The sequence below is a fragment of the Streptomyces sp. YGL11-2 genome (assembly GCF_050054615.1).
In the GTDB taxonomy this organism is placed as follows: domain Bacteria; phylum Actinomycetota; class Actinomycetes; order Streptomycetales; family Streptomycetaceae; genus Streptomyces.
Genome location: NZ_JBNHIN010000001.1, coordinates 274,457 through 286,081 on the forward strand (window position 1 = coordinate 274,457; position 11,625 = coordinate 286,081).

Annotated in this window: 9 protein-coding genes; 4 read left to right on the plus strand and 5 right to left on the minus strand. The window is 72.3% G+C overall.

Going from position 1 to position 11,625, the window contains the following annotated elements:
* Positions 1 to 181: 181 nt before the first annotated feature.
* Positions 182 to 583 carry a hypothetical protein gene (locus ACO1BR_RS01260; protein WP_426793133.1) on the plus strand — a complete coding sequence of 134 codons (402 nt, stop codon included), beginning with the start codon at positions 182 to 184 and terminating at the stop codon, positions 581 to 583.
* A gap of 63 nt (positions 584 to 646) precedes the next feature.
* Positions 647 to 1,555: a thioredoxin domain-containing protein gene (locus ACO1BR_RS01265; protein WP_426793134.1), complete on the plus strand. Its 909-nt coding sequence runs from the start codon at positions 647 to 649 to the stop codon at positions 1,553 to 1,555.
* A gap of 78 nt (positions 1,556 to 1,633) precedes the next feature.
* Here the strand turns inward: ACO1BR_RS01265 and ACO1BR_RS01270 are convergent, their stop codons facing one another.
* Positions 1,634 to 2,245, minus strand: coding sequence for a dienelactone hydrolase family protein (locus ACO1BR_RS01270; RefSeq protein WP_426793135.1), 612 nt, complete (start codon positions 2,243 to 2,245; stop codon positions 1,634 to 1,636).
* Positions 2,246 to 2,346: 101 nt separating this feature from the next.
* Here ACO1BR_RS01270 and ACO1BR_RS01275 point away from each other — a divergent pair, with 101 nt between their 5' ends.
* A complete protein-coding gene (locus tag ACO1BR_RS01275) occupies positions 2,347 to 3,441 on the plus strand; it encodes a mechanosensitive ion channel family protein (RefSeq protein ID WP_426793326.1) in 1,095 nt (364 codons plus the stop codon).
* Positions 3,442 to 3,455: 14 nt separating this feature from the next.
* Here ACO1BR_RS01275 and ACO1BR_RS01280 read toward each other — a convergent pair whose 3' ends face one another.
* The 4 genes from ACO1BR_RS01280 to ACO1BR_RS01295 all read right to left on the minus strand — a co-directional run bounded on the left by ACO1BR_RS01280 (position 3,456) and on the right by ACO1BR_RS01295 (position 7,663).
* Positions 3,456 to 5,048: a Na+/H+ antiporter gene (locus ACO1BR_RS01280; RefSeq protein ID WP_426793136.1), complete on the minus strand. Its 1,593-nt coding sequence runs from the start codon at positions 5,046 to 5,048 to the stop codon at positions 3,456 to 3,458.
* Between the two features lie 90 nt (positions 5,049 to 5,138).
* Complete coding sequence (locus ACO1BR_RS01285) at positions 5,139 to 6,080, minus strand: RluA family pseudouridine synthase (protein ID WP_189298294.1); 942 nt, start codon at positions 6,078 to 6,080, stop codon at positions 5,139 to 5,141.
* Between the two features lie 99 nt (positions 6,081 to 6,179).
* Positions 6,180 to 6,782, minus strand: a complete 603-nt coding sequence (lspA, locus tag ACO1BR_RS01290) for a signal peptidase II (RefSeq protein ID WP_426793137.1) — start codon at positions 6,780 to 6,782, stop codon at positions 6,180 to 6,182.
* 125 nt (positions 6,783 to 6,907) lie between these two features.
* Positions 6,908 to 7,663 (minus strand): TraR/DksA family transcriptional regulator, encoded by a 756-nt coding sequence (locus ACO1BR_RS01295; RefSeq protein ID WP_426793138.1) that lies wholly within the window; start codon positions 7,661 to 7,663, stop codon positions 6,908 to 6,910.
* A gap of 614 nt (positions 7,664 to 8,277) precedes the next feature.
* On the opposite strand from ACO1BR_RS01295, the gene ileS reads away from it, so the two are divergent.
* A complete protein-coding gene (ileS, locus tag ACO1BR_RS01300) occupies positions 8,278 to 11,421 on the plus strand; it encodes an isoleucine--tRNA ligase (protein WP_426793139.1) in 3,144 nt (1,047 codons plus the stop codon).
* The last annotated feature ends 204 nt before the right edge of the window (positions 11,422 to 11,625 follow it).

The window sequence follows — 11,625 nt, forward strand, 5'->3', positions numbered from 1 at the left end:
GGTGTGCCGAGCACACCGGCCGATGCCAAATCTTGACCCGACGATCCGTCGTGCCCATGGCAGACTCCCGACCGTGCAGGCGACGGGAGTCCGTCCGGCGGCCCGGCCCGGGGCCTGGTCCGGGGACCGGCTTGGGGCGATGGGGGCACTCCCCCAGCTACCGCTGGGGGCACCCCTACCCATGCCCTTGAGGCCATGGGGGAGCGCGACACTGTTCACCGCGCCCCGCGTCGCCCTGTCCGCCACCACCCACGTCCTGCTCTCCCGCGCCCCGTTACCGCCCGCCGCGGTCCGCGCCGGCGTCCGCACGGCGGCGTACCCTCGCCCCGGCCGCACCCCCGGCCACGGGCGGCCCGGCGGCCCCGTCGTCGCCGATCTGCCGCGCCGGGGCGGCGAGTTGGGCCCCCCGCCGACGCGGCCGGCCGCCCACTCCGCCGGCCCGCTGCCGCCGGCCCCTCGATGGACCGCCCCCCGGCCGCTGCTCGCCGGGCGTCTCGCCGGCGGCCTGCCCGCCGCCCGCCCGCTCCCCCTCCTCGTGCACGGCGTGGCGCGCCGCGGCCCGCCGGTCCCGGCGGCCGTCTGAAGCATCCGTGCCGCCATCGGCCGGCGCCGGCACCGCAGGTTCCCAAGGAAACGGACACCCCCCATGAGCAACCCCGACAACCAGGCCGGCAAGCGGGCGGCGCGCGAGCGGATCCGCGCCGAGCGCGAGCGGGAGAAGAAGAAGGCCCGGCTGCGCCGCCAACTCGTCGTGGCCGCCTCGGTCATCGGCGTCCTCGCGGTCGCCGGCGGGATCGGCTTCGCCGTGGTCAAGGCGAACGAGCCGACCGGCTGGGAGGCCGCCAAGGAGGCCAAGCTGGTCACCCCGGCGCACACCCAGGGCAAGAACGGCACCGAGATCCTCCTCGGCGACAAGAACGCCAAGGAGACCCTGGAGGTCTTCGAGGACGTCCGCTGCCCGGCCTGCGCGGCCTTCGAGCAGAGCGCCGGCAAGGAGCTGCTCAAGGACCTCGGCGAGGGCCGGTTCAAGGTCCGCTACACCATGTACACCTTCATCGACGGCGCCTCGGGCGGCGAGGGCTCCAAGAAGGCGCTCAGCGCGCTGGGCGCGGCGCTGAACGTCAGCCCGGACGCGTTCCTGAAGTACAAGTCCGCGCTGTACTCGGCCAAGTACCACCCCGACGAGCGCGAGGACCTCTACGCCAAGGACTCCGAGCTGCTCAAGGTCGCCGGCGACGTCCCGGAGCTGAAGGGCAACAAGGCGTTCGAGACGGCCGTCCGGAACGGCACCTACAACCGCTGGGCGATGGAGATGACGGCGCTCTTCGGTCGCAACGGCGTCCGCGGCACCCCCACCTTCATGCACGGCGACAAGAAGCTGGTGCTGCCCGAGATCCCGCCGCAGCAGATCACGCAGGAGCAGTACAACCAGCTCGCGCAGGCCAACTTCCGCAAGATGATCGACAAGGAGTTCGGCCCGGCGAAGAACGGCGGGCAGAACGGCGGCGGCCAGGGCATCGCCCCGGGTGAGAAGGACCCGACGGGCGGCAAGTGAGCGCCGTGCCGGGACGGTAGCGGAAGAGGACACGGGCGGGCGGTCCCGGGCGCACCGGACCGCCCGCCCGGACCCGGCTCAGAGCCCGGCCAGGAATCCCAGCGCCACCTTCCAGGTGCTCCGGGCCGCCTCCGCGTCGTGGTCCGGCAGCTCGGGGTCGGTGAAGAGATGGCCGGCGCCGGCGTAGCGGAACACCTCGACGTCCGCGCCGGCCCGGCGCATCTGGAGGTACCAGGCGTTCAGCCAGTCGTGCGGCTCGTACGGGTCCGGGTCGGCGACGTGCAGCTGCACCGGCAGGTCGTCGGCCACCGTGCCCTCGGCGATGTCGGAGGTGCCGTGCAGCAGGAGCAGCCCGCGGGTCTTCTCGTCGCCCAGCGCCAGGTTCTGCGCGACCGCGCCGCCGAAGGAGAAGCCGGCGTAGACCAGCCCGCGGTCGGAATACGGGGCGACGGCCGTGATGGCGCGCTTGAGCAGCTCGTCCTTGCCGATCTCGTCCTTGATCAGGATGCCGTCCGGGACCGAGTCCGCGGTCCGGCCGTCGAACAGGTCGGGCACGATCACCTCATGGCCCGCGGCGCGCAACCGGTCCGCGCCGGCGTGCACCGCGGGGCGCAGTCCGCACACCGAATGAAACAGCACGATGGTGGAGGAACCGCTGGTCGCGGACTCGGTGGAGGCGGGCACTGACATCACTTCCCTGGGGTTGGATCGCTCTTCCCCCATCGTGCCAGCTACGGTCGAGGGGACCGGCACGAGCACACCGCACCGGCACCGAGGAGGGTCCCGTGTCCCTGGAGGACGTGCTGCGCCCGATCGCCGTCATCGGCGGCTCGATCGTGGTCACGCTCATCGTGGTCTGGCTGATCGACCGCACCCTGCACCGGATCGACACCCGGCACCCGGAGACCCCGCTGTGGGGGCTGCTGCGGCGCTGCCGGATACCGCTCCAAGTCGTGCTGTGCACGGCTCTGTTGCGCGGGGCGTACGACCAGACCCGGCTCGCGGTCGTCGAGGACCACGCGGTCGGCATCGGCCGGGCGCTGACCCTGGTGCTGATCGCGGCCACCGCCTGGCTGGCCGTACGGGCCGCGGCGGCGATCGTGGAGTCCTCGTACTCCCGCTATGCGGCGCGCGGGCACGACGCGGCGCGGGTGCGCCGGGTGCGCACCCAGGTGACGGTGATCCAGCGGGTGGTCACCGCCGTGCTGGTGGTCGTCGCGGCGGCCTCGATGCTGCTGACGTTCCCGGAGATGCGGGCGGTCGGCACGTCGGTGCTGGCGTCGGCCGGGCTGATCGGCGTCGTCGCCGGTGTCGCCGCCCAGTCCACCCTGGGCAATCTCTTCGCCGGACTCCAGATCGCGTTCGGCGACATGGTGCGCATCGGGGACACCGTGGTCGTGAACGGCCAGTGGGGCACGGTCGAGGAGATCACCCTGACGTTCCTGAGCGTCCGGACCTGGGACGAGCGACGGATCACCATGCCGGTCTCGTACTTCACCAGCAAGCCGTTCGAGAACTGGTCGCGCGGCGGCTCCCAGATGACCGGCGCGGTCTTCTTCCACCTCGACCACTCCACGCCCGTGGAGAAGATGCGGCAGCGGCTGCACGAGATCCTCCAGGAGTGCCCGGAGTGGGACGGCCGGTCCTGGAGCCTGGTGGTCACCGACACCACGCCGTCCACCATCGTGGTGCGCGCCCTGGTCACCGCCCGGGACTCGGACCACATCTGGACGGTGCGCTGCCAGGTCCGCGAGCGGATGATCGAGTGGCTGCGCACCGAGCACGCCTACGCGCTGCCGCGGATCGCCACCGCGCCCGCGCCGTCCGCCCACGAGACGCTGCACGTGGTCCGGCCGGACCCACGGGGCGACGAGCCGGACCGCTGATCCCGGCGCCCGTCCTACGGCGTCCCCCGCAGGCTCCGTATGTCCAGGTGGCGCAGCACCCGGTCGACGATCTCCGGATCGGCGCCCGGCTCGCTGCGCGCCGCCAGCACCTCGTGCCGGGCCGCCGACAGCATCTCGCCCTGGATGCGCTGCACCTTCTTCATCCGTGTGATGCGCTTCTCGAACAGCTCGCGCCGCTCGTCGTCGACGATGTCCGGCGCGATCCGGGCCCCGATGTCGTACGCCCTGCGGGACAGCTGGTCGGCGACCTCCTCGGCCACCTCCTCGACCTCCAGGATCTCCCGCAGCCGCCGCTTGGACGCCTTGATCACCCGCAGCGCCAGCTCCCGCTCCAGCGCGTCCACGGTGTCGGTGTCGGCCCGCACCCGCAGCCGGCGCACCAGCCAGGGCAGCGTCAGCCCCTGGACGAGCAGGGTGGAGAGCACCACCGCGAAGGCGATGAAGAGGATCTCGTCGCGGGCCGGGAAGGGGCCGCCGTCCACCCCGTACGGAATGGCCAGCGCCAGCGCCACCGAGGCCACCCCGCGCATCCCCGACCACCACATGATGACCGTCTCGCGCCAGCTCATCGGGATGTCCTCGTCGATGTCGCGGCGCCGGTGCATCCGCTTGGCCAGCCAGGCGGCGGGCAGCAGCCACACCAGGCGCACCGCCACCACCACCGCGACGACGGCCGCTCCCGCGGCGAGCATCTGGCCCCAGCGGCCGGACGCGGCCCCGAAGATGTTGTGCAGCTCCAGGCCGATCAGCCCGAAGGCGACCCCGGTGACGAGGGTGTCGACGACCTCCCAGAAGGTGTAGCCGGCGAGCCGCCCCAGCACGTCGTCGGCGTCGACCGCGTACTCCGCCAGGAAGAGCGCGCAGGTCAGCACCGCCAGCACGCCCGACCCCCGGAACTCCTCGGCCAGCACGTACGCCACGAACGGCACGAGCAGCGTCAGCCCGATCTGCAGCGTCGGATCGCCCAGCAGCCCCATCAGCTTGTTGGCCACCCAGCCGAGCGCCAGCCCGACCGCCGTCGCGACGACCGCGGACAGCACCAGTGAGCCCACCGCCCCGGGCACCGAGAACGTGCCGCTGAGCACCGCGGCGAGCGCGACGTGGTAGAGCACGATGGCGGTGACGTCGTTGAACAGCCCCTCGCCCTCCAGGATGGAGACCATCCGGCGGGGCAGCCCGAGCTTGCCGGCGACCGCGGTCGCGGCGACCGGGTCCGGCGGGGCGACCAGCGCGCCGAGCACCACCGCGGCGGCCAGCGGCATCCCGGGCACCACCGCCTGCGCGACCGCCGCCACCGCCGCCGTGGTGGCGAACACCAGCAGTACGGCGAGCAGGAAGATCGGCCGGAGGTTGGCGGTGAACTGCCGCCAGGAGGTGCGCTGGACGGCCGCGTAGAGCAACGGCGGCAGCACGATGGGCAGGATGTACTCCGGCGGCACCTGGACGTTGGGCACGAACGGCAGCAGCGCCAGCACCGCACCGGCGAGCGTCATCAGCACCGGCGACGGGAGCCCCAGCCGGTCGCCGACCGGAACCATGACCACGGCTCCGAGCAGCAGGAGGAAGATCAGGGCCAGCTGGTCCACGGCGGCGACGCTCCGGGGTCGTTTTCGATCATTTCCGACCCAAGCCTGCCATGAAGCGGACCAATGCCCGCTTTGTCAGCGGAACTTCCCTCAGTAGCTCTCGTCCCGGACCGTGTCCAGCGCGTGCTGGAGATCGTCCGGATACGCGCTCGCGAACTCGACCCGGCGCCCGTCCGAGGGGTGCTCGAACCCCAGCCGGACCGCATGCAGCCACTGCCGCCCGACGCCCAGCCGCTTGGCGAGCGTGGGGTCCGCCCCGTAGGTCAGGTCGCCCACGCAGGGGTGCCGGTGCGCGGCCATGTGCACCCGGATCTGGTGCGTCCGCCCGGTCTCCAGCTTGATGTCCAGCAGGCTGGCCGCCCGGAACGCCTCGATGAGGTCGTAGTGCGTCACCGACGGCTTGCCGTCGGCGGTGACCGCCCACTTGTAGTCGTGCTGCGGGTGCCGTCCGATGGGGGCGTCGATGGTGCCGCTCATCGGGTCCGGGTGCCCCTGGACCAGCGCGTGGTAGCGCTTGTCGACCGTGCGCTCCCGGAACTGCTGCTTGAGCAGGGTGTACGCGCGCTCCGACTTCGCGACCACCATCAGGCCCGACGTCCCGACGTCGAGGCGGTGCACGATGCCCTGCCGCTCGGCCGCCCCGGAGGTGGAGATGCGGTAACCGGCCGCGGCCAGACCGCCGATGACGGTGGTGCCGGTCCAGCCGGGGCTGGGGTGCGCGGCGACACCCACGGGCTTGACGATGACGACGATGTCATCGTCGTCGTGCACGATCTCCATGCCCTCGACGGGCTCCGCGACGATCTCCACCGGCGGCGCGGCCTGCGGCATCTCGACTTCCAGCCAGGCGCCCCCGCGGACCCGCTCCGACTTCATCACCTCGGAGCCGTCCACCCGCACCTTGCCGGCCGCGGCCAGCTCGGCCGCCTTCGTACGGGAGAAGCCGAACATGCGGGCCAGCGCGGCGTCCACGCGCTCGCCCTCCAGGCCGTCCGGTACGGGCAGGGTGCGGATCTCGGGAAGGGTGCTCACCCCACGAGTATGTCAGCCCCGCGACGGTGCCCTGCCCGGCGGCGGGCACCCGGACCGGGCCCCGGACCCCCGGGCGCCCCCGGCCCGCTCCCCCGCCGCTCAGTCCTTGTGCACGGTCCCGTCGGGGTCCAGCCCCTTGAAGGAGAGCAGCACGATCAGCACCCCGCCGCAGACGATCGCGGAGTCGGCGAGGTTGAAGACCGCGAAGTGCGCCGGGGCGATGAAGTCCACGACGGCGCCCTGGAAGACGCCCGGCGAGCGGAAGATCCGGTCGGTGAGATTGCCGAACGCACCGCCCAGCAGCAGCCCGAGCGCGATCGCCCAGGGGAGGCTGTAGAGCTTGCGAGCGATCCGGAAGATCACCACGATCACCACGGTCGCGATGATGCTGAGGAAGATCGTCAGCGCCTCGCCGATGGAGAACGCGGCGCCGCGGTTGCGGATCACCTCGAACTGGAGCAGCGTCCCGATGACCTCGACCGGCGCGTGATGCTCCAGTTTGGCGACCACCGCCAGTTTGGTGCCCAGATCGAGCAGGTAGACGATCACGGCCACCACGAGCAGTGCGGCGATCCGCCGCCTGCCGCGCCCGGCGCCCTGCTCGCCCTCCGCCGGCCGTCCCCCTTCGGATCCCGCCTCGGGTTCCGCCCCGGAGCCCGGCTCGGATTCCGGCGTACCGGTGATGCGTTCCGCCTCTGCCACGTGTGAGTCCCTCAGCCCGTCGAGTCCGCCACCGGGCCGTGCCCGGCTGACCACGAGAGTACGGCACACGCGTACGGCGGCGGGCGGGATGGGTCCCGTCCGCCACGAGCCGCTCCCGGGTCAGGTCAGCGCCGCTCCTGCTTCTGTTTGCATTCCACGCACAGCGTCGCCCGCGGGAACGCCTGCATCCGGGCCTTGCCGATCGGGTTGCCGCAGTTCTCACAGAGCCCGTAGGTGCCCGCGTCCAGCCGGCCGAGGGCGCGCTCGGTCTGGTGCAGCATCTCGCGGGCGTTGGAGGCCAGCGCCAGCTCGTGCTCGCGGGTGATGTTCTTGGAGCCGGTGTCGGCCTCGTCGTCGCCCGCGCCGTCCCCGGAGTCCCGCATCAGCCCCGCGATGGCGTCCTCGGCGGCGACGATCTCGGCCCGCAGCCGGCCCGCCTCCTCCATCAGACCGGCCCGCGCCTCGGCGACCTCCGCGGGCGTCCAGGGGTCCTCACCCGGCCGTACGGCGAGCTCGCCGGGGGCCGCGGCGGCACGCGCCGACGGCACCGCGTTCTCCGCGCCGTGCTCCTCGGCGGACACGTCCGCCGCCTTCTTCGCCACCACCGTCTTGGCTCCCGTCTTCTTCGCCACCGCCGCGGCCTTTCCGGCCGGTGTGTGGTCCACGGCCTTCTTCCCGGCGGCCGTCTTCTTCGCCGCGGTCTTCTTCGCCGCGGCCTTGGCGGGCGCCGCCCTCTTCGCCGCCGCCTTCTTCGGGGCGGCCTTCTTGGGAGCCGCCGGGTGCCCGGCCGCCTTGTTGTGGGCGGGCTGCTGCGCGACGGCCTCGTCGGCGGGTTCGGCGGGCGTCGTGCTCGTCTCCGCGGCGGTCTTTTTCGCCACCATGGCCGCGACCCCTTCACATATGTGATCTTGTTCGCGAATCGTGACGGGAACGATAAATCGCCTCACGGCACGCGGCAACGGGACGCACCGCCCGGCTGCCCCGCCACCGGACCCGGAAAGTCCGGTCTGCCTCGGTTGTGCCCCACTCCCCGCCCGGTAATCCGCCCGTGAGGCCCGGAGCCCGGCGTATCGCCATTCGGGTCACCCACCGGGCGGCGGGGGCGAAGCGGGTGGTCGGGGCCGGTCCGGGGAAATCCGGTCGGCCCTTGTCGGCGCATCCCCTTACACTGGGCGAAGCGAAAGGCATTGATGGGACGAGTAGCGTCATACGCAGCCTCAAGCGACCCGGGGACGGTGCGAGCCCGGGGGCGTGCATGACGTGAAGATCACCCCGGAGTCGCCGGAAGAAAGTCTGGGACAGTGGGCTCCGCCCACGGGCTGGCACAGTGGGCTCCGCCCACGGGCCGCGGATCGTCCCGGGCGAGTAGACCCGGCAGCGCGACCCCAATGAGGGGGCGGTGCAGCCGCACCGCCAAGGAGGGTGGTACCGCGGGAGCCAGGGCTCTCGTCCCTCCGGACGGAGAACGCAGCAGCTGTCCGCCGGAGGAAGCCCGATGAGTCCGCAGCCCCAGTACCGCCAGGTACCCGCCCAGGTAGACCTGCCCGCCCTTGAGCACGCGGTGCTCGACTTCTGGCGGGAGCAGAAGGTCTTCGCCCGCACCCTCCAGCAGTCCGAGGGCCGCCCCGAGTGGGTCTTCTACGAGGGCCCCCCGACGGCCAACGGCATGCCCGGCGCCCACCACATCGAGGCCCGCGTCTTCAAGGACGTCTTCCCCCGGTTCCGCACGATGCAGGGCTACCACGTCGACCGCAAGGCCGGCTGGGACTGCCACGGCCTCCCGGTCGAGCTGGCCGTGGAGAAGGAGCTGGGCTTCAACGGCAAGAAGGACATCGAGGCGTACGGCATCGCCGAGTTCAACGCCAAGTGCCGCGAGTCGGTGACCCGGCACACCGACGCCTTCGCCGAGCTGACGACGCGGATGGGCTACTGGACCGACCTGGACGCCCCGTACCGCACCATGGACCCCGACTACATCGAGTCGGTCTGGTGGTCGCTGAAGGAGATCTTCACCAAGGGCCTGCTGGTCCAGGACCACCGCGTCGCCCCCTGGTGCCCCCGCTGCGGCACCGGCCTGTCGGACCACGAGCTGGCGCAGGGCTACGAGACGGTCGTCGACCCCTCGGTCTTCGTCCGGCTCCCGCTGACCTCCGGCCCGCTGGCCGGCCGGGCCGCCCTCCTGGTCTGGACGACCACCCCCTGGACCCTGGTCTCGAACACCGCGGTCGCCGCCCACCCCGACGTCACGTACGTCGTCGCCACCGACGGCACCGAGCACCTGGTCGTCGCCGAGCCGCTGCTGGAGAAGGCGCTGGGCGAGGGCTGGACGGCCACCGGCGAGTCGTTCACCGGCCGCGAGATGGAGCGCTGGGCCTACGAGCGCCCCTTCCGCCTCGTCGACCTCGACGGCGCCAACTTCGTCGTCAACGCCGAGTACGTCACCACCGACGACGGCACCGGCCTCGTCCACCAGGCCCCCGCCTTCGGTGAGGACGACCTCAGGACCTGCCGCGCGTACGGCCTCCCGGTGGTCAACCCGGTCCGCCCGGACGGCACCTTCGAGGAGCACCTCCCCCTCGTCGGCGGCCAGTTCTTCAAGAAGGCCGACGAGGCGCTGGTCGCCGACCTCGACGCCCGCGGCCTGCTCTTCCGCCACGTCGCCTACGAGCACAGCTACCCGCACTGCTGGCGCTGCCACACCGCGCTCCTCTACTACGCCCAGCCGTCCTGGTACATCCGCACCACCGCGGTCAAGGACGCCCTCCTGCGGGAGAACGAGAACACCAACTGGTTCCCGGAGTCGGTCAAGCACGGCCGGTTCGGCGACTGGCTGAACAACAACATCGACTGGGCGCTGTCCCGCAACCGCTACTGGGGCACCCCGCTGCCCATCTGGCGCTGCGAGGAGGGCCACCTCACCTGCGTCGGCTCGCTCACCGAGCTGTCCGAGCTGACCGGCACCGACCAGTCCGGCCTGGACCCGCACCGCCCGTTCATCGACGAGGTCACCTTCGCCTGCACCCACGAGGGCTGCGCGCTCACCGCCACCCGCGTCCCCGAGGTCATCGACGCGTGGTACGACTCGGGCTCGATGCCGTTCGCGCAGTGGGGCTACCCGTACCGCAACAAGGAGCTCTTCGAGAAGCGGTACCCGGCGCAGTTCATCTCCGAGGCCATCGACCAGACCCGCGGCTGGTTCTACACGCTGATGGCCGTCGGCACGCTCGTCTTCGACAAGTCGTCGTACGAGAACGTGGTCTGCCTCGGCCACATCCTCGCCGAGGACGGCCGGAAGATGTCCAAGCACCTGGGCAACATCCTCCAGCCGATCCCGCTCATGGACCAGCACGGCGCCGACGCGGTCCGCTGGTTCATGGCCGCCGGCGGCTCACCGTGGTCGGCCCGCCGGGTGGGCCACAACACCATCCAGGAAGTCGTCCGCAAGACGCTGCTGACGTACTGGAACACCGTCGCCTTCCAGGCGCTGTACGCCCGCACCTCCAACTGGGCGCCGTCCGCGGCCGATCCGGCTCCGGCCGACCGACCGCTGCTGGACCGCTGGCTGCTCGGCGAGCTGAACACCCTGGTCGAGGGGGTGACCGACGCCCTGGAGGGCTTCGACACCCAGCGCGCCGGCAAGCTGCTCTCCGCCTTCGTCGACGACCTCTCCAACTGGTACGTGCGCCGCTCCCGCCGCCGCTTCTGGCAGGGCGAACCGGCCGCGCTGCGCACCCTCCACGAGGTCGTCGAGACGGTGACGCGCCTGATGGCCCCGCTCACCCCGTTCATCACCGAGCGGGTCTGGCAGGACCTGGTCGTCCCGGTCACCCCGGACGCCCCCGCATCGGTCCACCTCGCCTCCTGGCCGGTCGCCGACAAGGCGGCCGTCGACCCGGCGCTCTCCGATCGGATGCAGCTGGTGCGCCGGCTGGTCGAACTGGGCCGCGCCACCCGCGCCGAGTCCGGGGTGAAGACCCGCCAGCCGCTCTCCCGCGCGCTGGTCGGCGCCCACGGCTTCGCGGACCTCTCCGAGGACCTGCGCGCCCAGATCGCCGAGGAGCTGAACGTCAGCTCGCTGGCGTCGCTGTCCGAGGTGGGCGGCTCCCTGGTGGACACCACCGCCAAGGCCAACTTCCGTGCCCTGGGCAAGCGGTTCGGCAAGGGCGTCCAGGCGGTCGCCAAGGCCATCGCCGGGGCGGACGCCGCGGCCCTGTCGCTCGCGCTGCGCGCGGGCACGGCGAGCGTGGAGGTCGACGGCGAGACCGTCGGCCTCGCCCCCGACGAGGTCATCATCACCGAGACCCCGCGCGAGGGGTGGTCGGTGGCCTCCGACTCGGGCGCCACGGTCGCCCTCGATCTGGAGATCACCCCGGAGCTGCGCCGCGCGGGCCTGGCCCGGGACGCGATCCGGCTGATCCAGGAGGCCCGCAAGAACAGCGGCCTCGACGTCGCCGACCGGATCGCGCTGCGCTGGCTGACCGCCGACGACGACGTGCGCACGGCGCTGGCCGACCACGCCGCCCTCATCGCCGACGAGGTGCTGGCCACCGACTTCGCCGCCGGTGAGCCGGACGCGTCGTACGGCCCGGCCTTCACCGACGAGTCGCTGTCCCTGACGTTCCACCTCCGCAAGGCGTAACGCAGCACACCCGGGCTCCGGCCCGCACCAAATGCCCCGGCGCACTCCGCGCCGGGGCATTCGCTCTTGTCCGCCCCCCGCGCACCACCGCCGCGCCCCCCACACGCGCGACCGCACCGCACCGGACCCGCACCGCACCGCACCGCACCGCACCGCACCGACGGCACGAAACAGGGCCGGGGCCCGAGGAGAGATCCTCGGGGC

What these genes read in the sequence shown, in the direction of transcription:
- ACO1BR_RS01260 (WP_426793133.1), top strand. Translation starts at nt 182, where the DNA reads ATGCCCTTGAGGCCATGGGGGAGCGCGACACTGTTCACCGCGCCCCGC.
- ACO1BR_RS01265 (WP_426793134.1), top strand. Translation starts at nt 647, where the DNA reads ATGAGCAACCCCGACAACCAGGCCGGCAAGCGGGCGGCGCGCGAGCGG.
- ACO1BR_RS01270 (WP_426793135.1), bottom strand. Translation starts at nt 2,245, where the DNA reads ATGTCAGTGCCCGCCTCCACCGAGTCCGCGACCAGCGGTTCCTCCACC.
- ACO1BR_RS01295 (WP_426793138.1), bottom strand. Translation starts at nt 7,663, where the DNA reads ATGGTGGCGAAAAAGACCGCCGCGGAGACGAGCACGACGCCCGCCGAA.
- ileS (WP_426793139.1), top strand. Translation starts at nt 8,278, where the DNA reads ATGAGTCCGCAGCCCCAGTACCGCCAGGTACCCGCCCAGGTAGACCTG.